Source organism: Brevibacillus sp. AF8, assembly GCF_021270385.1.
Taxonomy (GTDB): domain Bacteria; phylum Bacillota; class Bacilli; order Brevibacillales; family Brevibacillaceae; genus Brevibacillus.
Genome location: NZ_JAGQDN010000002.1, coordinates 482,643 through 501,957 on the forward strand (window position 1 = coordinate 482,643; position 19,315 = coordinate 501,957).

The 19,315-nt window shown below is 47.0% G+C and carries 22 protein-coding genes and 3 tRNA genes; 19 read left to right on the forward strand and 6 right to left on the reverse strand.

All coding sequences use genetic code 11. The annotated features are described in order from the left end of the window. Positions 1 to 115 precede the first annotated feature (115 nt). Positions 116 to 1,903 (forward strand): M3 family oligoendopeptidase, encoded by a 1,788-nt coding sequence (locus KB186_RS05535; RefSeq protein ID WP_221867065.1) that lies wholly within the window; start codon positions 116 to 118, stop codon positions 1,901 to 1,903. 120 nt (positions 1,904 to 2,023) lie between these two features. Continuing rightward, positions 2,024 to 2,266, forward strand: a complete 243-nt coding sequence (locus KB186_RS05540; protein WP_173609418.1) for a hypothetical protein — start codon at positions 2,024 to 2,026, stop codon at positions 2,264 to 2,266. Positions 2,267 to 2,343: 77 nt separating this feature from the next. On the opposite strand, the gene KB186_RS05545 is transcribed toward KB186_RS05540, so the two are convergent. Further along, positions 2,344 to 3,252 (reverse strand): C40 family peptidase, encoded by a 909-nt coding sequence (locus KB186_RS05545; protein WP_173609417.1) that lies wholly within the window; start codon positions 3,250 to 3,252, stop codon positions 2,344 to 2,346. A gap of 177 nt (positions 3,253 to 3,429) precedes the next feature. Between KB186_RS05545 and KB186_RS05550 the strand changes: the two genes are divergently transcribed. The 11 genes from KB186_RS05550 to KB186_RS05600 all read left to right on the forward strand — a co-directional run bounded on the left by KB186_RS05550 (position 3,430) and on the right by KB186_RS05600 (position 11,037). Beyond that, positions 3,430 to 3,506: transfer RNA gene (locus tag KB186_RS05550), tRNA-Asp, on the forward strand. A gap of 42 nt (positions 3,507 to 3,548) precedes the next feature. Further along, positions 3,549 to 3,624, forward strand: a tRNA-Thr gene (locus tag KB186_RS05555). Positions 3,625 to 3,631: 7 nt separating this feature from the next. After that, positions 3,632 to 3,718: transfer RNA gene (locus tag KB186_RS05560), tRNA-Leu, on the forward strand. A 179-nt stretch (positions 3,719 to 3,897) separates the two neighbouring features. Continuing rightward, positions 3,898 to 4,944, forward strand: a complete 1,047-nt coding sequence (locus KB186_RS05565; RefSeq protein ID WP_173609416.1) for an NAD(P)/FAD-dependent oxidoreductase — start codon at positions 3,898 to 3,900, stop codon at positions 4,942 to 4,944. 158 nt (positions 4,945 to 5,102) lie between these two features. Continuing rightward, positions 5,103 to 5,393 (forward strand): hypothetical protein, encoded by a 291-nt coding sequence (locus tag KB186_RS05570; RefSeq protein ID WP_232773209.1) that lies wholly within the window; start codon positions 5,103 to 5,105, stop codon positions 5,391 to 5,393. A gap of 3 nt (positions 5,394 to 5,396) precedes the next feature. Then, entirely contained in the window at positions 5,397 to 5,735 is a 339-nt protein-coding gene (locus KB186_RS05575; RefSeq protein WP_370646649.1) for a VanW family protein, read from the forward strand. Between the two features lie 133 nt (positions 5,736 to 5,868). After that, positions 5,869 to 6,414, forward strand: a complete 546-nt coding sequence (locus KB186_RS05580; protein WP_173609414.1) for a hypothetical protein — start codon at positions 5,869 to 5,871, stop codon at positions 6,412 to 6,414. Between the two features lie 58 nt (positions 6,415 to 6,472). After that, positions 6,473 to 7,099, forward strand: coding sequence for a fumarylacetoacetate hydrolase family protein (locus KB186_RS05585; RefSeq protein WP_173609413.1), 627 nt, complete (start codon positions 6,473 to 6,475; stop codon positions 7,097 to 7,099). Between the two features lie 301 nt (positions 7,100 to 7,400). Then, the gene (locus KB186_RS05590) at positions 7,401 to 8,303 is read left to right on the forward strand and encodes a C40 family peptidase (RefSeq protein ID WP_173609412.1); all 903 of its coding nucleotides are present in this window, start codon (positions 7,401 to 7,403) and stop codon (positions 8,301 to 8,303) included. Between the two features lie 225 nt (positions 8,304 to 8,528). After that, positions 8,529 to 10,112 (forward strand): acetate--CoA ligase, encoded by a 1,584-nt coding sequence (locus KB186_RS05595; protein ID WP_173609411.1) that lies wholly within the window; start codon positions 8,529 to 8,531, stop codon positions 10,110 to 10,112. Positions 10,113 to 10,221: 109 nt separating this feature from the next. Then, complete coding sequence (locus KB186_RS05600; RefSeq protein ID WP_173609410.1) at positions 10,222 to 11,037, forward strand: transglycosylase domain-containing protein; 816 nt, start codon at positions 10,222 to 10,224, stop codon at positions 11,035 to 11,037. Between the two features lie 67 nt (positions 11,038 to 11,104). On the opposite strand, the gene xerS is transcribed toward KB186_RS05600, so the two are convergent. Beyond that, entirely contained in the window at positions 11,105 to 12,217 is a 1,113-nt protein-coding gene (gene xerS / locus KB186_RS05605; RefSeq protein ID WP_232773210.1) for a tyrosine recombinase XerS, read from the reverse strand. A 146-nt stretch (positions 12,218 to 12,363) separates the two neighbouring features. Here xerS and KB186_RS05610 point away from each other — a divergent pair, with 146 nt between their 5' ends. The 5 genes from KB186_RS05610 to KB186_RS05630 all read left to right on the forward strand — a co-directional run bounded on the left by KB186_RS05610 (position 12,364) and on the right by KB186_RS05630 (position 15,851). Beyond that, positions 12,364 to 12,741 (forward strand): (2Fe-2S) ferredoxin domain-containing protein, encoded by a 378-nt coding sequence (locus KB186_RS05610; protein WP_173609408.1) that lies wholly within the window; start codon positions 12,364 to 12,366, stop codon positions 12,739 to 12,741. 293 nt (positions 12,742 to 13,034) lie between these two features. Further along, positions 13,035 to 14,228, forward strand: a complete 1,194-nt coding sequence (locus tag KB186_RS05615) for a glycine C-acetyltransferase (RefSeq protein ID WP_173609407.1) — start codon at positions 13,035 to 13,037, stop codon at positions 14,226 to 14,228. Next, positions 14,225 to 15,187 carry an L-threonine 3-dehydrogenase gene (locus tag KB186_RS05620; RefSeq protein WP_048032750.1) on the forward strand — a complete coding sequence of 321 codons (963 nt, stop codon included), beginning with the start codon at positions 14,225 to 14,227 and terminating at the stop codon, positions 15,185 to 15,187. The genes KB186_RS05615 and KB186_RS05620 overlap by 4 nt, the downstream gene beginning before the upstream one ends. 133 nt (positions 15,188 to 15,320) lie before the next feature. Then, the gene (locus KB186_RS05625) at positions 15,321 to 15,656 is read left to right on the forward strand and encodes a hypothetical protein (protein WP_173609406.1); all 336 of its coding nucleotides are present in this window, start codon (positions 15,321 to 15,323) and stop codon (positions 15,654 to 15,656) included. A 36-nt stretch (positions 15,657 to 15,692) separates the two neighbouring features. Further along, a complete protein-coding gene (locus KB186_RS05630) occupies positions 15,693 to 15,851 on the forward strand; it encodes a hypothetical protein (RefSeq protein ID WP_173609405.1) in 159 nt (52 codons plus the stop codon). 107 nt (positions 15,852 to 15,958) lie between these two features. On the opposite strand, the gene KB186_RS05635 is transcribed toward KB186_RS05630, so the two are convergent. The 3 genes from KB186_RS05635 to KB186_RS05645 form a co-directional block, all read right to left on the reverse strand. After that, a complete protein-coding gene (locus KB186_RS05635; RefSeq protein WP_173609404.1) occupies positions 15,959 to 16,513 on the reverse strand; it encodes a spore coat protein in 555 nt (184 codons plus the stop codon). Positions 16,514 to 16,620: 107 nt separating this feature from the next. Continuing rightward, positions 16,621 to 16,848 (reverse strand): YozQ family protein, encoded by a 228-nt coding sequence (locus KB186_RS05640; RefSeq protein ID WP_173609403.1) that lies wholly within the window; start codon positions 16,846 to 16,848, stop codon positions 16,621 to 16,623. Positions 16,849 to 16,902: 54 nt separating this feature from the next. Next, on the reverse strand, positions 16,903 to 17,271 hold the full coding sequence (locus KB186_RS05645) for a hypothetical protein (RefSeq protein ID WP_047069110.1): 369 nt from the start codon (positions 17,269 to 17,271) through the stop codon (positions 16,903 to 16,905). A gap of 131 nt (positions 17,272 to 17,402) precedes the next feature. Between KB186_RS05645 and KB186_RS05650 the strand changes: the two genes are divergently transcribed. Continuing rightward, positions 17,403 to 17,567: a hypothetical protein gene (locus KB186_RS05650; protein WP_173609402.1), complete on the forward strand. Its 165-nt coding sequence runs from the start codon at positions 17,403 to 17,405 to the stop codon at positions 17,565 to 17,567. 78 nt (positions 17,568 to 17,645) lie between these two features. On the opposite strand, the gene KB186_RS05655 is transcribed toward KB186_RS05650, so the two are convergent. Next, entirely contained in the window at positions 17,646 to 19,250 is a 1,605-nt protein-coding gene (locus KB186_RS05655; protein ID WP_229088046.1) for a glycosyl hydrolase family 18 protein, read from the reverse strand. Positions 19,251 to 19,315: the final 65 nt, after the last annotated feature.

A 19,315-nucleotide genomic window follows, 5' to 3' on the forward strand; every position in this document is an offset into this window, starting at 1 on the left:
AGCGGCAGAGTCTTTTTATTCTCGAAAAAGAAGTTTTCATAGTAAAAACTTGCAGAATCCATCTAATTTTTTTTACAATAGGCTTGTTACATAAGCGAAAAGGAGGCGCGTGCCCATGAATATGCGTTGGAAATTGGATGTCTTGTATTCCTCGTTTGATGCACCAGAATGGAAACAAGATTGGGAGAAGTTAGTACGTGAAACAGAAGAGATCAAAAGCTGGGCAGCGCAAAACTTGCAATCTTCAGAAGATGCAGTAGCGAAAATGGAGAAATACATCACCATGATGACCTCTGTCCTGCAAACGCAATTTCGTTTGTACGCCTACGGAGAGTTGACTGCTAGCGTGGATGCCAAGAATGAAGCAGCACTGCTCGCAATTGAAAAAGTACAGAATCAGGCTGTTGAATTGGTTGAACCAGGCGTACAATTCCAAAAATGGTTAGGATCGTTGAGCAACCTGGACGAGTTGATCAGCCAATCGGAGCTGTTAGAGACACATCGCTTTATGTTGACAGAAATGTCAGACAAGAGCAAATATATGCTGAGCGAAAAAGAAGAAATCGTTCTGGCAAAAATGAAAAATACAGGGTCAAATGCATGGACAAAGCTCCATGAAATGCTGACTTCCACGTTACTGGTAGACATTACAGTCGATGGGGAGCACAAACAGCTTCCATTGCCAGTAGTACGAAACATGGCGAACGAAAAAGATCCGCAGCTTCGTAAAACGGCATATGAGGCGGAACTTGCCGCTTACAAAAAAATCGATGAGGCTGCAGCTGCCAGCTTGAATGGAATTAAGGGTGAGGTTATTACCGTAGCGAAGCTCAGAGGCTATGAATCGCCGCTGGATAAGACGTTGCAAGACTCCCGCATGGACCGCGAGACGCTCGAAGCGATGCTTCAGGCGATGCGTGAGAGCCTTCCATCCTTCCATCAATACTTCCGTACAAAGGCGAAGTTGCTCGGTCATGAGAGCGCTCAGTTGCCGTTTTATGATTTGTTTGCGCCAGTTGGTGAGGCAGACATGCGGTTCTCGTATGAGGAATCCCGCGACTTCATCGTGAAGCACTTTGGTAGCTTTAGCGAAAAGCTCGCCAACTATGCAGCACGAGCTTATGACAATCAGTGGATTGATGCAGAGATTCGAGAAGGCAAACGTGGAGGGGCATTCTGTTACAACCTGCACATCGTAGGGGAGAGCAGAATTATGTCCAACTACACAGGCAGCTACAGCGATGTGAGCACAATGGCACATGAATTGGGACATGGTTATCACGGAGAATGTCTCGTAAACGAAGCATTCTTGAATAGCGAATACCCAATGCCAATCGCCGAGACTGCGTCCATTTTGTGCGAAACCATCATTGCCAATGCAGCGCTGGAACAAGCGACAGCCGAGGAAGCATTTGCGATTTTGGAAAATGATATCAGCGGGGCAAGTCAGGTGATCGTCGATATTTATAGCCGTTACTTGTTCGAGACTGCTGTATTTGAGCGCAGAACAGAAGGTGCCTTGTCTGTTTCCACGCTGAACGAACTGATGCTGCAAGCGCAAAAGGACGCGTACGGAGATGGTTTGGATCCGGCGGCCCTACACCCTTACATGTGGGTATGCAAACCGCACTATTATAGCGCGGATTACAATTTCTACAACTTCCCGTATGCTTTTGGGCTCTTGTTCGCAAAAGGCCTGTACGCAGAGTATCTCAAGCGCGGGGAGGCTTTTGTTGAGCAGTACGACAAGCTCTTGTCAGTAACGGGCAAAATGAGCGTTGCGGACGTTGCAGCTATCATGGATGTTGACGTACGCTCAGTTGATTTCTGGCGGAATTCTCTCTCTTTGGTTGCAAAAGATATCGACAAATTCGTTGAGCTCGCATCTGCTCGCCTGAACTAAACAGGAAGAACGTCCGCTATGTCATGAGCGGACGTTTTTTATTTATGATACAAAGCGTTTTTGTGCGCATAGGGAACAGAGGGGAAGGAGAAAGTAAGAAAAAACAGATGAGGTGATTACGTGGTAAACGGATTGCAGTTACTCGACCTATTACGGGAAACGGAGAACAAGATGCTGCATTTACATAGAGCCATCGACAGAGTAAGCAGCGAGCCGGATTTCAAGGAATCTGTCAGTGTTCTTACCGTAGTCGTTCGCGATTATCAACTCCAACTCGACAAAATGAAGCAAGCGTTGGGCAAAATCGAAATCGGAGGGCAACAACAACAGAATCAGCAGGCCCATAATAACGAAATACATTAAGCACAAAAAAGACAAACAGCCCTCGACCTGCTGTAAAAGCAGAGAGGGCTGTTGTTTGCTTATTTGTGTAGGAAAGCTTACTGGAAATTAGCGTAACGCTTCACGCCGTAAAACGGGTAGAGCTTATGCATGTATTCGACTTTGCCATAACGAACATCTTCGCCATTCGCATGCACGATTGCCCCATTACCCAGATAGATCGCTACGTGAGACACGCGTCCTTTGCCAAGCGAATCGTAGAACAAGAGGTCACCAGGCTGTGCTTGATCCAATGATACTTCTTGACCACCACGGAATTGATCTTCAGAAGTGCGCGGAAGTGTAACCCCAAGCTGCTCAAAAACGTATGAAGTAAAGCCACTACAATCAAAGCCATTCGGAGTAGTTCCGCCTAAGACGTATGGTGTATTAAGCAATGGTTCAAAAATTTCCTTCAAACGACCCAGATCTTCTGCATTTACCTCGGCAGGCAGCGAAACGGTAGAAGTGAGGTTTGGACTTAGGAACTCTGTAGAAACGTATGCTTCACGATCTTCGAATTCGATTTTCGTCCATTCACTACCCGTCTCTACGACTTCTACAATAGAACCGAATCGTAGCTTGCCTAATACTTTTGCGTCAGTCGAAGGCTTTTTACGAACATTCAGCACGTCACCAGTGACGCGGGCTTTTTCACCAGCTGTTAGTTCTTTAGACTCAGTGGTAGCGTTATCATTCTGATTGACAGCTACATCGGAAGGAGTGTCAGTCGCAATGGAGCCAGAAGTGTTTTCACCATGAATAGACAATGTTTGTCCAATTGACAATCTATCATCATTCAGTTGGTTCCATTGAATGAGTTGTTCCACTGATACTTGATGCTCGCGAGCGATTTTGCTCAGCGTATCACCTGCTGATACCACATATGCCGATGAGGAAGCATGGGCAGCAGTAGGCAGCAGAGTGAAGAGGGCGAGGAAGGTGAGTAGCCTCGAAGTCTTTTTCATGTCATCGTCTCCACCAATCTACTAAAATCTGCATATCTAGCTAAAATTCTATCGGATTTTGCTTGGTAAATCTATGAAAAAAATAATCTTTATTTTATTTTTTAAAAACTATTGCATCACGAGATAGGATCGTGCTATATTACAGAAGTCGCCGCGAGATGGAGACAAAAACCACATGGAGCTGTGGTGAAGTTGGAGTTCACGCCGGTCTGTCACACCGGAGGTCGCGGGTTCGAGTCCCGTCAGCTCCGCCATTCTTTTACGAGAATGTGCGAATTTAATAGTTTTTCTAATGTGCCGGTATAGCTCAATTGGTAGAGCACCTGACTTGTAATCAGGGGGTTGTGGGTTCAAGTCCTATTGCCGGCACCATTTTTATGCGGTCGTGGCGGAATTGGCAGACGCGCTAGATTCAGGTTCTAGTGGTGGCAACACCGTGGAGGTTCAAGTCCTCTCGACCGCACCATATGGCAAACAACAGGTTCGTACATTAGCTGATGAAGCTAATGACGAGCCTTTTTATTTTTCTTGCATGTTGAATCCTCCTCCATTTTCCATTACAATCACATTATGATAATGAATCTCATTTTCACTATCGTTTTTGATGATTCATAAACAAACAAGAAAGACAGTGGAGGGGTAGTTGTGGGAGAAAAGTTGGAGCTGTTTGATGTAACCATTATCGGCGGTGGCCCTGCGGGGATGTACGCTGCCTTTTATAGCGGAATGCGCGATATGAAGACAAAACTCATTGAAGCGAAAGAAGAACTCGGTGGACGAATGTTGATCTATCCAGAAAAAATGATCTGGGATGTAGGCGGTGTACCACCACAGTTATGTGAAAAGCTAATTGCCAATCTGGTACAACAAGCAAAGACGTTTGATCCTACCATCGTCTTAGGTGAGGCGATCATTGGATTAGAGCCACAAGAAGATGGAACTTACATACTCGTTGCAAAATCGGGGAGACGACATTGGACCCGCACGATCATATTGGCTTTGGGTCGAGGTATTTTGAAGATGGCAAAGCTGGAGATCGAAGGAGCCGAGCGCTACGAGGTGACAAATCTTCATTATACGGTGCAGGAACTGGAGCCATTCCGTGGGAAGCATGTCCTCATCTCAGGGGGCGGGGACTCCGCGGTCGATTGGGCAAATGAACTGGTACAAATCGCAGCATCCGTCACTATCGTGCATCGCCGAGATGTATTTGGAGGACATGAGCGGAATGTAAAGCGCATGAAAGAGTCCTCTGCGATCGTTCGTACGCCATATGCGGTCACGCAATTGCAAAGCTCAGACAAAGAAACGATCGATAAAGTGACGATACGTCATCTGGAGACAGACGAGACAGAGCAAATCGATGTAGACGCCATTATTGTCAATCACGGATTGAAGGCCGATTTCACTGGAATTAACGAGTGGGGCTTGGACATGGATGAGTGGAACGTGTTTGTCAGTCCTCGTCTGGCAACGAATCTGCCAGGGATTTTTGCGGCGGGAGATTTTGCTAGCTTTGACAGCAAGATTACGCTGATTGCGGGAGCATTCACCGATGCGGCTGTGGCTGTAAATAGTGCCAAATTGCATATTGACCCGGTAGCAGACCGAATGGCGTACGTTTCTTCTCATAACCAGCGCTTTAAAGAAAAGAACAAAGCCCTTGGGGTTATCGATGAGGACGACGAGTAGAATTGATGTAGGACAAAAAGCCCAACATTTGCAGGTTGATCGTCGCTTTTCCCATACGTTACATTGTAAGAGGCAAGGTATAAAAATATTGACAGTCTATATAAATAGGGAACTCCGCGTCAGCAAATCGATCAACAAATATGGGAGAGGAAGTAGAAATGAAGAAAGTTCGGCATTGGCCGATCACTATGGCGATTGTAGCCCTTGTGTTCTCGCTCGGTATGAACTATGCCCCTGAGCATGCAATGGCATTACAAGTAGACCACCGGTTATCTCCTGCTATCGAGTTGCAGGATAAGTTACAGGAAAAGTATGTGGAGAAGATGGGCCTCAAGGAAGAGGAGGTTCTTGGCTTTTATTACTCATCGATGAAAGACAGCACAGATGCTCGTAAACATAACATCAAGCAAGCATTGAGCAAGATTCATAATGAAAAAATCAAGCCGTAACAGGTGTTTTCTTTCAATGAAATAGTGGGAAATTCGAATTTGCCAGTGGATGGTTGGCAACAGGCCGGGGTTATTCAGAACGGCCAGCTCGTCGATGACTATGGAGGCGGGGTTTGTCAGGTTTCCAGCACGCTTTACAATGCAGTTGCTGAAGCGGGAATGATCATGGTGGAACGGCATAACCACAGCAAATCAGTGAGATATGTGCCAGTGGGTCAAGATGCCACAGTCGCGTATGGCTATAAGGATTTTAAATTTACCAACTTGTACGATTTCCCTGTGAAAATCAAAGCAAAATCATATGATGACGAACATGTTGTGATTGCGATCATACGTGCGTAGCTAAGCAGGAATAAAGGGGGCATCCTATGGATGAACCCTGTTTTTTTCGGTATTTCTTCAGGGAAAAAATGGATGGAGATTTGGTTTTGAGTCATGCATTCCTGACCATACTGTTTTAGAGGGAGGTGCCGTGATGTTCGTTCAGGTGACAGGTGATTCACACAATCAAGAGGTTCTCGTCTTGGGAGAACGGTTAGATCGCCAGCAGGATGGTTGTTATCTCTTGCCTGGGAGACTTGTCCACGCATTGAAGCCACATGATTTGCCGGTAGGAATCCCGTTCAAGCTCTCAGGTGCGCTGCCCTCTGGCTACGGGTTTTATCGGGAGGATACTGTTGTTTTCCGGCGGACGAATGATACTCCCTCCCTGTGGATTGATGTTACTTCTACATATATGGTTGCGGAATGGGATGGTTTGTTCTCGGCAGAAGCGACGGTTGAAGCCAGAAAGCATGTCGTGGAACAACAACAGCAGTTTGCCTTTGTCCTCTCCGAAGCGACAGAGCAGCAAGTGATTTTCCATTACGAATTTTCCTGGAGCTCTGAGCAAGAGATGGATTTGGAGAGTGCGTTGGAATCTATTTGTGATACCGTGATTGAAGTAGAAGCACGAGGAAATGCCCGTCTTTGGCCTGGCTATGGAAACTACATGGAAGAGGGCGAACAAGACAAGCTGTAATACACCATGCAGCCATGATATAGTGAAAAAAGAGACAGCCACCAAAGGAGAGGACGAGATGGAGCCAGTCAAAAATATTTACTGTATCGGTCGCAACTATCGATTGCATGCTGCGGAGTTAGGGAACGATGTGCCAACCAAGCCAATGATCTTTGATAAGCCAACACATGCGCTTGCGATGGCAAATGGTGAGGCCATCGAGCTTCCGGCATCTCGTGGAGAGCTTCATTATGAGGCGGAGCTTGTGATTCACATCGCGAGACCGTATGAGGCTGGGGTTACACTTGACGAAATGATTGACAAAATAGCACTCGGGATCGACTTTACTTTGCGTGATGTTCAGAGCGAGCTGAAGAAAGCAGGGCATCCATGGTTGTTGGCAAAAGGGTTTAAAAATTCAGCCATTTTGACATCATTTCATCCTTTCCCTGGTATCCATGAGCTGCACCAAACGGATTTCTCGTTGCTGAAAAATGGAGAGCAGGTGCAACGAGGCAATCTGCGTGATGTGATTTTTGATTTGGAAACCATTATTGCCTATATTTCCGAAAATCTGGGACTGGATCAAGGAGATATCATTTACACGGGTACACCAGCAGGGGTAGGCCCGGTTTCGGATGGAGATGTGCTCACTCTCAAGTGGGGAGAAGAGACGTGGGGGCAGTTTACAGCCAAAATGAAATAGAGACGAATCGCGAACCATCTTCTGACAGAAACAAGCAGAAGATGGTTTTTGTTTGGGGCTCAGGCCAGGAAAATAGCCACTTTTCGCGAAGAAAATCAACTTTGAAACCGTTTTGTAACCTTTATGGTTCCATGGAACTAAGAAGTAACAACCGCCTACTTTGCACACCGTTTTCTGACTAGTCCCATGCTACCAATTCCATCATTGGAAAATTTTACGGTCTTATCCTCCTGTTTCCTCCTGCGCTATTCTGTCCATGTACCCAAGACGGGTGCCACAACATGACAAGGAGGAAAAGAAAGTGACGAAACGAGATTGGGTAATGAGGTCAACAGTAGCAGTCATGCTGAGTACGTCCCTGTTAATGGGTGGTCAAATTGGAGAAGTGGCCGCTAAGACACCAGATTCAAAACAATCAGAGATTGCGAACATTGCTACTTCTTTGATCGGGAAGGATTATGAGTACAAAGCAAAGGGACCGAAGCAATTCGGATCAGCAGAGCTGGCTACGTATGCGTACAAACAAGTAGGGATTTCCATCGGGAGCACAATCTCTAGCCTGTACAAGACCGGGACTAAAGTATCCGAAAAAAGCGTGGTGCCAGGAGATTTGGTGTTCTTCGCCTCTAGCGGAAGCGGCAGCCCAACTTTTATGGGAATATACATAGGCAGTGATCAATTCGTTTATTCTTCAAAAGGGGAAGACGAGGTAGTTGTAAAAAAATATTCGGAGTACAGTGACAAATTTGTAGGGGCTCGTCGTGTTATTGATAGCAATTCCTCAGAGACTACGCCTACTAAGCCAGAAAAGCCGGCAAGCAATCTTGCTGACCAAGTCATTAAAAATGGCGAAAAGTATATGGGTACCAAATACAAATACGGGTCAAGCAGCAGTACGACCAATACATTCGACTGCTCTTCCTTTACACAGCGCGTGTTTAAAGAAGCCGGCATTACATTGCCGCGCGATTCCCGCCAGCAATCAACTGTGGGGAAATCTGTTTCCAAGAGCAATCTGCAAAAAGGTGATCTGATCTTCATGAAGGCATCCGTAACCACTTCTTCTGATCGGATTACACACGTAGCCATTTATGCAGGGGATGGGAAAATCCTGCACACATACGGCAGTCCTGGTGTGACTTATTCCAAGTACGACGGAACGAACTGGGAAAAGCGCACAGTTAAAATCAAGCGCGTCATTTAAGCATCAAATCCATTTCAGCTCTCATGCACTTGCATGGGGGCTTCTGTATTATATAGGACGCTTGTTCGCACAGATCGTTTCGCGTCAATTTTTGCCAATAGTAGTACGGAGCAAGTAGCGTCATAGGCCTTTTTTTGTCCCAATTTTTTGTCGAAAGAAAAAGGTGAGAAATATAGTGATGTCGAATTATTATTCATCAATCTTAGAAAAGGTGGAGATGTGCCTATGGAACTAAACATGCCAGTGAACTATAACTTCGCTGCCCAGGTGGACGAATGGGCGAAAAAACACCCGGAGAGACGAGCGGTTTGGGAGTTAGATGAACAAGGTCAGGAACATATCCTTACGTACGAAAATTTGCGCCAATATTCAAATAAAATTGCAAATGGACTAGGTTCCATTGGAATCGAGCATGGGGATCGGGTACTCGTTCTGGTTTCCAGGGGAACATTGGCTTATGGTCTCTATTTGGCTCTGCTGAAGCTGGGGGCAGTGATTTTGCCAGGGTCTGAGATGCTGCGTTCCAAAGATATTGAGTACCGGATCAATCATGCAAAAGTAAAGGCTGTGATCAGCTTCGGGGGAGCAATGAGTGAGGTTGATCTGACGAGAGGCAACTGTTCTACGCTGCAACACTACATCACGACGGGAGAAGTGAAAGAAGGTTGGATTTCGCTTGAGGGGCTACTCCAAGGGCAGGACACAGAATTTGAGGTAGTAAACACGAAGTCGGATGAGCTGGCATTCCTGTCTTATACATCAGGCACGACTGGGGGACCAAAAGGAGTTATGCACGTTCACGGTTGGCCGTTTGCGCATCTGGCTGTAGCCGCTACACAGTGGCTGGACGTTCGAGAAGGTGACGTGGTTTGGGCAACCGCTGGGCCTGGTTGGGCCAAGTGGATCTGGAGCCCGTTTGTCTCTACGTTAGGACTGGGAGCGACCGCATTTGTCTATAAAGGAAAATTTTCCGCGGAGAATTATTTGACGATTCTGCAAAATTATCCGGTTTCTGTCTTGTGTGCGACGCCAACCGAGTACAGAATCATGGCAAAAGTAACGAACCTGGAACAATACAAGCTGTCCGCCTTGCGCTCCGCATGTTCCGCCGGTGAACCACTTAATCGGGAGGTGATCGACACATTCCGCCGAGTATTCCAGTTGACCGTACGAGATGGATACGGACAGACAGAGAACACGTTGCTGGTAGGTACCTTTGTTGGCATGGAGCCAAGGCCAGGTTCAATGGGCAAGCCATCGCCAGTTGTGAGGATTGCCATTATTGACGAAGAAGGAGCGGAGCTGCCGGTAGGCAAAGTGGGCGATATTGCAATTGATCGTCATATGGTGGCGCTGTTCAAAGGCTATCTGGATGATCCCGAGCGCACTGCCAGAGCATTTCGCGGAGACTGGTACGTGACGGGTGACCAAGGTCGCATGGACGAAGATGGCTACATCTGGTTCGAAGGACGTTCAGACGACATTATCATCTCAGGCGGATATACGATTGGTCCGTTTGAGGTTGAGGATGCGTTGGTGAAGCATGCGGCAGTAGCGGAGTGTGCGGCGGTTGCCAGTCCTGATCCAGAGCGTGGGCATGTGGTAAAAGCTTTTGTCATCCTGAAAAAAGGGAATGAGCCATCCGAAGAGTTGATCGCGGAATTGCAAAACCATGTCAAACAATTAACTGCTCCTTATAAATACCCGCGCAAAATCGAATTTGTTCAGGAACTGCCGAAAACGACCTCCGGTAAAATCAGACGGATCGAGCTGCGTCAGCAGGAGGTACAGCAAAATCAGCATATGTAGTGAATAGTTTGTCTTACGAAATTGTAAGATTGCTGTAAGTGGATTCGATGGGACGAAATGCGCGCATCCCCTACAATGTGAGTAGAAGCAAGGCAAGGGGGAATGCAGCATGAACCACCTTCCAATCCCATTAGGAAGAAACACCGACTTGTATGAAGTGGCGAGCATGCCTAAGAGCATGAAGAAGCTCGGTGTTCGTTGGAAAAAACGACTGCGTATCAGTTTTCTCGTGATCATGATGGCAGCCATCTTGGCACCGATCATGCTTGCGTGGACAGGGAATATATGGATAGATGAAAATAAGCTGGCTGCTGTTCAGCAATCCAACAGCTATGTAAAGTTGGACGAAATGCCTGATTATGTGTGGAAGGCGTTCGTTGCGATAGAGGATCATCGGTTTATGCAGCATCCAGGAGTGGACCCGATTGGATTGAGCCGCGCTATCTGGGTGGATATCAAGGAAGGTGCCTACGTGCAGGGCGGAAGTACAATCACCATGCAGTTGGCGCGGAACCTGTTTCTGACAAACGACAAAACGATGACCAGAAAAGTGAAGGAAGTTGCGATCGCTTTGCAATTGGAACAGCGATACAGCAAAAAAGAACTGCTCGAAATGTACCTCAACGTCATTTATTTCGGGCACGGAAAATACGGGATCGGCGAGGCTGTTCCCTTTTACTTCGGAAAAAAAGCAACAGAAACAGGGGATCGAGCGGTAACACTGGGAGAAGCGGCAATGCTGGCTTCTTTACCGAAAGGACCAGAGCGCTACTCACCGGTAAAGAACTGGGGCCGAGCCAAACAACGGCAGGAGGTAGTGCTGAATCGGATGAACGAATTGGCCGTGATCGACCAAAGCGAAAGTACATTGGCGAAGAACGAACAGATATCCGTTGTGCCTACTGTCAAACGCGCAGTGAAATAATCGAATGTGATGGAAAGTGACCAGTCCGCAGTTGATGCAGATTGGTCACTTGTTTGTTGAGGACTTCTTACGTCGTTCGGTTCACAGCCTTGCCCAGCGCATCTTCTAATACATGGGCATACTGCATGGTCGTCTCGATTTTGGAGTGCCCCAGCTGTGCTTGGAGCTGATGGGGGTCAGGGTTCAACCGAAGAAACTGTGTAGCAAAGCTGTGACGAAGCTTATGTACGGACAAATCGGGGATGCCGAATGCTTTCGCGTACTTTTTGACCAGCTTTTGGACAGACCGCACTTCTATGCGATGCCCATTCGGATTGGCAGGGGAAACAGCGAGAAAAACAGCGTCCTCTTGTGGGTCGGGATTGTATTTGTCACGCAGCTGCAAGTATTTGGCTAAGTACTCTTTGCCCCAGTCACTGAAAAAAGGAGCGTCTTCTTTCTTTCCTTTGCGGATCAATTTCAACTGGTTTTTTTCCATAATAATATCGGATAGATCGAGACTGACGATCTCTGACACACGGAAGCCACCGGATAAAATCATCGCGATCAAGGCAGTATCCCGGTCGCGGTTTTGCTTGTGATACTGCTTCTTTTTTTCCGTATCGCAGTGAGCCAAATATCCGTTGTAGACAAAATCGACGAACTGATAGATTTCGTCGTCAATCAGGATTTTTGCCCGAATGGCATGGGCGCGTGCAAGGGGAGTCAGCTCCGTGATCTCCAGCTCGATTTTGGCGAGTACATTCCGCGTCAAATACGATTCCCCATTCTCATCCTCAGCAAGAGCAGACAAGTAATGAAAAAGCGATTTCAGGCTCGATATTTTTCTGCTGATGGTGCGGTCGCTGTACTCTTTCTTCGCGCTTTTGGTAGGGTTCGAGAGCAAAGCAGATCGCTCATACAGATGCGACTCCTGCAAGTATAATATGTAGCTTTCTACCGTTTCCTTCTTCAAGTCATTCAAATCGCTTAACGGGATGTCCTTCATATCCGTCGCGGTACTCAAACCTTCTGTCATCATCCAGCGAAAGAAAAAAGAGAAATCGCGGAGGTAGCCAAGCAAGGTGGAGGGTGAATTCTTTTTTGCTTTTTTATGCTCAATAAACTTTTCGACATACCAAGGGTAGGAGCCCACTGTTTGCAAAAGCTGCAAGGCATCGCGCTGTTTGGTAACGGACATGCTTTCACCACCAACATCTTTTTGTAAATCGTATACGAACATATATTCTATCAAAAACCAAACGTTCTGGGAATTGCAAATTGAACAAGAAACCGTCATGATGGGGAGTGTGGATAGATGTTGGACAAGAACGGAGTGGATTTGTAGTGGCAACATGGGACTTATCTCAGACGAGACATCACGTGTTGATTTGCAACGGTGGAAGCTGTATGCGCAAGGGCGGCGAAGAGGTTACGGTAGCGATACGTGAAGCAATTACCACCGCAGGCTTGGATGACTATGTACATACCACCCGCACGCGTTGCAACGGACGCTGTGAGGACGCATGCGTGATGATCGTGTACCCCGAGGGAATCTGGTACGAAAACGTGACGCCAGAAGATGCACAGCTGTTGGTGGAAGAGCATTTTCAAAACGGCAGACCAGTAGAGTCCTTGATGACGCATCGCTTTGAATCGAACGGTTTTGTGCGTACGATTGACAACAAACCTGGCATCTTAAAATCACAAAAGGCAAAAAAATGAGGAAAGAGCCACGATCTGCTTATAGGAAGCAAGAGAGTGGTTTTTTCATTTTCGGGAGTCTACGAATATCGACAAAAGGAGAAAGTAGGAGAGATGACATTATGGAAAGGAAAATGATTGAAAACGTTAACAATATGTCTTTGTGATGTGGACGTTTTAAGTAAATGGTGGTAAAATGTCTGTAGATTAAGTTGATTTTATGCGAATTTTATCAAAATGATATGTCCATACAGTGTGAACAATTGTTTTTGTGGAAGTTACTAATCGATGGCTGAATAATGGAGGGATTCTCGTTGGCGAGCAAAACACTTGAACATTTTTTACATGAAAATCTGGCAGATTTGAAGAGCAAGGGACTGTACAACGTCATTGATCCTTTGCAAAGCGCAAATGGTCCTGTCATTACGATTGCAGGAAAAGAACTGATCAACCTCTCCTCCAATAACTATCTGGGCCTGGCTACTGACCAACGCCTTGTGGACGCTGCGATTGCAGCAGCGAGCAAATACGGCGTAGGAGCAGGGGCTGTGCGCACAATCAATGGTACCTTGGACTTGCATGTGAAGCTGGAAGAAAAGCTCGCTGCCTTCAAGCATACGGAAGCTGCAATCGCTTACCAATCTGGCTTTAACTGCAACATGGCTGCGATCTCTGCTGTGATGGACAAGGACGATGCAATTCTTTCTGACGAATTGAACCACGCTTCCATTATTGATGGATGCCGCCTGTCACGTGCACAAATTATTCGGGTGAACCACTCCGATATCGATGACCTGCGTACGAAAGCGAAGGAAGCGAAAGAATCCGGCAAATATAAAAAACTGATGGTCATTACTGACGGCGTATTTTCGATGGATGGCGATGTTGCCAAGCTGCCGGAAATCGTAGAGGTAGCCGAAGAATATGACTTGATTACGTATGTAGACGATGCCCACGGCTCTGGTGTTCTCGGCAAAGGCGCAGGAACGGTTAAGCATTTTGGCCTGTCGGATAAAATCGACTTCCAGATCGGCACACTTTCCAAAGCAATTGGGGTAGTCGGCGGTTATGTCGCGGGACGCCAAGAGCTGATCGACTGGCTCAAAGTACGCAGCAGACCGTTCCTGTTCTCGACCTCGCTGACGCCAGCGGACGTGGCTGCTTCGATTGCGGCTATCGATATTTTGATGAACAGCACTGAGCTGCACGACAAGCTGTGGGATAACGGACATTACCTGAAAAAAGGCTTGAAAGAACTCGGCTTCAATATCGGGGAGAGCGAAACGCCTATTACTCCTTGCATTATTGGAGACGAACAGCAAACTCAAGAATTCAGCAAGCGATTGTATGAAGAGGGCGTGTATGCGAAAGCGATCGTGTTCCCGACTGTCCCAAAAGGAACTGGTCGTGTACGGAATATGCCAACAGCGGCGCATAGCAAGGAAATGCTGGATCGTGCCCTTAGCATCTACGAAAAAGTTGGGAAAGAAATGGGGATCCTGAAATGAAAAAAATTCTGGTAACCGGGGCGTTAGGACAAATTGGTTCCGAGCTCATCATGAAATTACGCGATATTTACGGAGCGGATCAAGTCATCGCTACAGATATCCGGAAAAACGAAGACGATCCTGTGGTGCAATCGGGTCCATTCGAAGTTCTTGATGTCACAGACGGGAACCGGATGTTTGAACTGGCGAAGAAACATGGCGTGGATACGATCATGCATTTGGCTGCCTTGTTGTCTGCAACAGCAGAAGCAAAGCCTCTCTTGGCGTGGAACTTGAATATGGGCGGGTTGGTTAACGCTCTGGAAGCAGCGCGTGAGTTGAACTGCCAGTTCTTTACACCGAGCTCGATTGGTGCATTTGGTCCGACTACCCCGAAGGACAACACGCCGCAGGACACGATTCAACGCCCTACGACCATGTATGGTGTAAATAAAGTTTCCGGTGAGTTGCTCTGCGATTACTATTATCAAAAATTTGGGGTAGATACGCGCGGTGTACGCTTCCCAGGTCTGATCTCGTATGTAGCGCCTCCGGGCGGTGGTACGACCGACTATGCAGTTGACATTTACTACAAGGCGATTCAGCATGGGGCGTATACGTCCTACATCGGCAAAGGCACGTACATGGATATGATGTATATGCCTGATGCGCTGAATGCGATTGTTTCCCTGATGGAAGCAGATGCCTCCAAGCTCATTCACCGCAATGCGTTCAACGTGACTGCGATGAGCATTGAGCCAGAAGATGTAGCAGCAGCGATTCGCAAACACATTCCTGAGTTTACGCTCTCTTATGAAGTCGACCCTGTGCGTCAGGCGATTGCCGATAGCTGGCCGAACTCGATTGATGCTACGGCTGCCATGCAAGAGTGGGGCTTCAAAGCGGAGTACGACTTGGACAAAATGACCGAGGACATGCTCGCAAAACTGCGGGGAAAGTTGCTCCAGCAAGTCGGATAAACGAATAGAGAAAAGGAAAACTGCTACTTCTTCTTGTGCGAGATGCGAGAGAGGTGGCAGTTTTTTTGAATGCCTTTCCTCTTCTAAGGGCACATTAACAAAGGATGCTTGGAGGAAAGGATGAACGAGATCGATGAGCAAAAAGGATTACATCCTTACGATTATTGAAAAATTCGAGAAACACAACGATATGATGCCAGAACGGTTGCAGGCTGTGATAAAAGAGGTGAAGCAGGATATTGAAAATGTCCCCGCAGAAGCCTTCTATTTGCAAACGAATGGGGTAGTGACACATTCTGCAACGAGTGGTGATTCTGAGCGTAACAACCCTCTATTTCGATTATCAGAAGTGTATTTCGATCTGAAAAAGCTCGCTGAGACAAATAGAGATACTCATCCAGATTTGATTTCAGCCATTACCCAGTATGAGGGCTTGCTGAACGAATCCGAGGGGTATTCTCCAGAGTAGCTAGCTCAAGCCAACGAAAAAGAGAGGGGGAGAGCCATGGACATGCAAAAAAACCTACATGGCAACCATTCGAAGCACGGCAAAGAAGGACAGGTCATCCAAAATCTTCCGGATGCGAAGGTCAGTAGTCCTGAGGAACAAACAATAGAGAGCTGGGGCTGGTCTAATAATACAGAGACCGTTCGAGATCGCTGACACATCGTAACAAATAAAACCTTCCGGAAGCGGGAAGGTTTTTCTTATTCCAAGATGCCATGACACACATAATATGAAAACCGTCCAAACGAGGACGGTTTTTTGGCTTACAGGAGCATTTGTTGTTGGGGCTGGTAAGCGTTAATCATCGTGTTCATCGTGTGATCGGCAAGCTGCGGAGCTTGGTAGTAGCCTTTGGCATTCATGTATTGCCAGGTTTCATAAGCCATTTGCTGGCAAGCATTTGCACCATTTACGTGATATTGGCGGATTCCTGGATCGACGCACTCAGCCGCCCAAAGCATGCCAATTGCCGAACCCGCTTTATGCCAGTTCAGCATGAGGGTAGCAATTGTCATATCTGACAAGCGGGTCGGGTGTGGGTTGGGAGCAGCCATCTGCGGGTTATTAAGACCAACTGCTGTAGGTTGTGCTACACGCAATTGAATAGGAGCTGGTGCAATGTTGAAACCTTTTCCTTGCAAGAGGCTAATCCCTTGCTGGTAGGCGTTCATGATTAATTGCTGATGTCTGTTAATGATGCCTGTTAATTGAGGGTCCTGTGCCATCTCGGCAAGTACACCGTGCATTTCAATCGCGGCGTGTTTGGAGCGGAGTGCTTCTTGTGTTTCCAAAAACTCATGAGCAGCAAATCGTTGCATAATGGCCTCCTGAAATTGAATTGGGTTACTGTCAACCTTTGATAGTGTTTGTATAGAATCAATGGATATTCAGGAAAAAAGTGGGGAAAGGGGATGTCAACCGGGCTCTAAAACATGTTTTCGTAGCCAGTGCGTGGTATCTCGATATTTTTTTGTCCAGCATTTTCATCGATTTTTCCGTCGTTTGTACCTTCCATGTAGTTGTCACTGACTTGTTCGTGTGTAATGGCGAGTCCTTGCTCTGTCAACGATTCACTTTTATAAAAGGACGGGTCGTACGTTTTGTCGGCGACCTCCTCGGCAGCTTTAAGCAAATCTTCATCGTTGTTTTTCATCGTGTTCCCTCCTGAAGTTAAAAGATAATCCAACGGACATTTTGCAAAGTGGTGCTAGCTTACGTATTCAGCCGAGTACGAATTGAAGCCTGCATGTACCGAAAGCAATGTATTTGCATAACCCACCAAACGATTGACTGTCTCATCTACCACTGCGTAGACCAGCGGATGCAGAGTAGGGTCATGCAGCTTTGGGTCATCGAAAATCACGGTGGTGTTGATAAACACATCCCGATTTCCAATCAAGTCGTAATGAATAAATACTTTCCCGCAAGCCCCTTCTGTCTGCGGATCTCGATATCCCGGCAAAAACAGATACCATTCCTCGGCTGTTGCAGAACGGAAATTTTTCGTGAAAGTGAGACCTTGGATAGCTTCCTCTGTTTTTCTTTTTAATTCAGGGCTCATCAAAATATCCGACAAGAATCTTTCCTCCTTCTGCTCCCTTTCAGTATGAAGAAAGGAGGGCAATCCCATGCAGAACACCAAAGATTGGCTAATAATCGTTTAAAGGAGGCAAACTACTGCTAACTTGCATGCTGGAGGGATCGCAATTGACTGAACAAAACAATCAGGAAGTGGAAAATAAAGAACTGAAAGTACTGGGGACGCACGCAGCAGGAAGCACCGATTTATTTGAGACGCGAAAAGCGGCGAAGGACGAAGTTGTCGAGGCGCCCAAACATCCTGGAGGCGCAGGCTCATCAGGAACTTACTAGGAGGATTTGCCTAGCCTAACAAAAAGAAGCGCCTCTGCCACGGCTATAGCCGGACGAGGGCGCTTCTTTGCATGATTCTTACAGTTTTTCACGTGCATGTTTGAGGGTGATCGAATTGGCAATGGCTGTCCACATATCAGGTGATTCAGAGCCAACGTACCAGTACGCCAGTCCACCAATTTGCCATTGCAGACTAGCCTGAGCCTTGAGCCCAATCGACCGGCTTTCTTCCAGCCAAATCGTGTGTGTGACGCCTTGCTTTTGATACGTCGAACGGTATTGTCCAACTTTGTCGTCCCAGATTGTTTTTGCTCTGTATTGCGAGAGTAACTGGTATGACTGAGGGATGCTGATATCTGTCGATTTCAATGACCCATTCGATTGGTACCAGTCGCGTGTATAAAGAGGCATTCCGGCGATCAGCTTTTGGGTCGGAACCTCGTCAAGCAGGTCGGTAATGACTTTCGTAAACCAAGGCAAGGATGCTACGGAGCCTGCTTCTGACCCGCCTACCCAATGCTCTTCATAGGCCATTACTACCAAATAATCCGCGTGTTTTGCTAATTTAGCAAAATCGAAAGGATCGCTCCAGTCTGAATCACCATCAGGCGGTATATCTACAGATAGAACAGCACCTTTTGCGTGAAGAGCAGTCGCGAGCTCCTGGATAAACAAGGTGAAGTTGTTGCGATCCGCAGGGGAGAACCCTTCAAAATCGATGTTAATCCCATCTAACTGGTACTGTTCAATGAAGGAAGAAAGCTTTTGCACGGTTGCTTTTCGTTTATTGGGATCGGACAGCATGGCGTGAGTAGCGTCGGGATCGAATTTATTTCCGAATAGAGGCCACACCTGCTTGCCATTTGCCTGCGCCCAATGGACGAGTGAAGCATCCGTCAAGTCGCTAATCGTTCCGTCTTTTTGCAGGAAGTACCAACGTGGAGATAGCGTGTTGACTCCGCTTGTTTTGACCTGTGCAATGAACTCCTCTGTCGTGGATTGGTATTGCCATCCGAGAGAGACGAGCGGTTTTGCTGTAACGTTTTGCTTCTTGAGATTCTCCTGAATTCGATACAAAATAACAGCCGTTTCTTCTCTCGATAGTGCTTGAGTCGGACGGAAGTAGCCGTTGTAGCCAACCAACCATTTTTTCTCTATGGCGTGGCTGACTGAGGCCCGTGCCCAGCTGGAAATCGTATAGGCATCCTTCACGGACAACTGGTATGAAGGAGAAATGCTCTGCTCCAGTGCGCGTACGAGAAACGCAGCGGCCTCTTCGCGAGAGATCGTCCGCTTCGGAGCAAAAGTAGTAGGGCCGATGCCATTCGCAATGTTAAGTCCAGCAGCAGCTTGTACGTATCCGTATGCCCAAGAGTTTTTTTGGACATCCGAATAGGCTGCGACGTTGCTGGCCACCGGCTTAATACCGAGCGTGCGTGTGAGCATCGCAACAAACTCAGCACGCGTCACCGGGCGAGTTGGGTGAAAATACCCGTTTTCATCCCCAGCGATGACACCTGCCACCTGTAGCGAACGGATTTGCTCTTTCGCATAGCTGTTTGCGATATCTTTTAAATTTTTTGTCGATGCTGTGGATGCAGGGACTCCTATGGCAAAAGAGAGACCGTACACCAGAAAAGCAAAGGAGACTAACCAGATATGTATGTTTTGTTTTTTCATCATACATCCAGTATAAGGAGAGAGAACCATTCTTTCATTGGTCAGATTTTGGTAGAAACCTTGCAGGA

What these genes read in the sequence shown, in the direction of transcription:
- KB186_RS05535 (WP_221867065.1), top strand. Translation starts at nt 116, where the DNA reads ATGAATATGCGTTGGAAATTGGATGTCTTGTATTCCTCGTTTGATGCA.
- KB186_RS05545 (WP_173609417.1), bottom strand. Translation starts at nt 3,252, where the DNA reads ATGAAAAAGACTTCGAGGCTACTCACCTTCCTCGCCCTCTTCACTCTG.
- KB186_RS05570 (WP_232773209.1), top strand. Translation starts at nt 5,103, where the DNA reads ATGAAGAAAGTTCGGCATTGGCCGATCACTATGGCGATTGTAGCCCTT.
- KB186_RS05580 (WP_173609414.1), top strand. Translation starts at nt 5,869, where the DNA reads ATGTTCGTTCAGGTGACAGGTGATTCACACAATCAAGAGGTTCTCGTC.
- KB186_RS05585 (WP_173609413.1), top strand. Translation starts at nt 6,473, where the DNA reads ATGGAGCCAGTCAAAAATATTTACTGTATCGGTCGCAACTATCGATTG.
- KB186_RS05595 (WP_173609411.1), top strand. Translation starts at nt 8,529, where the DNA reads ATGGAACTAAACATGCCAGTGAACTATAACTTCGCTGCCCAGGTGGAC.
- KB186_RS05600 (WP_173609410.1), top strand. Translation starts at nt 10,222, where the DNA reads ATGAACCACCTTCCAATCCCATTAGGAAGAAACACCGACTTGTATGAA.
- xerS (WP_232773210.1), bottom strand. Translation starts at nt 12,217, where the DNA reads ATGTCCGTTACCAAACAGCGCGATGCCTTGCAGCTTTTGCAAACAGTG.
- KB186_RS05620 (WP_048032750.1), top strand. Translation starts at nt 14,225, where the DNA reads ATGAAAAAAATTCTGGTAACCGGGGCGTTAGGACAAATTGGTTCCGAG.
- KB186_RS05625 (WP_173609406.1), top strand. Translation starts at nt 15,321, where the DNA reads ATGAGCAAAAAGGATTACATCCTTACGATTATTGAAAAATTCGAGAAA.
- KB186_RS05630 (WP_173609405.1), top strand. Translation starts at nt 15,693, where the DNA reads ATGGACATGCAAAAAAACCTACATGGCAACCATTCGAAGCACGGCAAA.
- KB186_RS05635 (WP_173609404.1), bottom strand. Translation starts at nt 16,513, where the DNA reads ATGCAACGATTTGCTGCTCATGAGTTTTTGGAAACACAAGAAGCACTC.
- KB186_RS05640 (WP_173609403.1), bottom strand. Translation starts at nt 16,848, where the DNA reads ATGAAAAACAACGATGAAGATTTGCTTAAAGCTGCCGAGGAGGTCGCC.
- KB186_RS05655 (WP_229088046.1), bottom strand. Translation starts at nt 19,250, where the DNA reads ATGATGAAAAAACAAAACATACATATCTGGTTAGTCTCCTTTGCTTTT.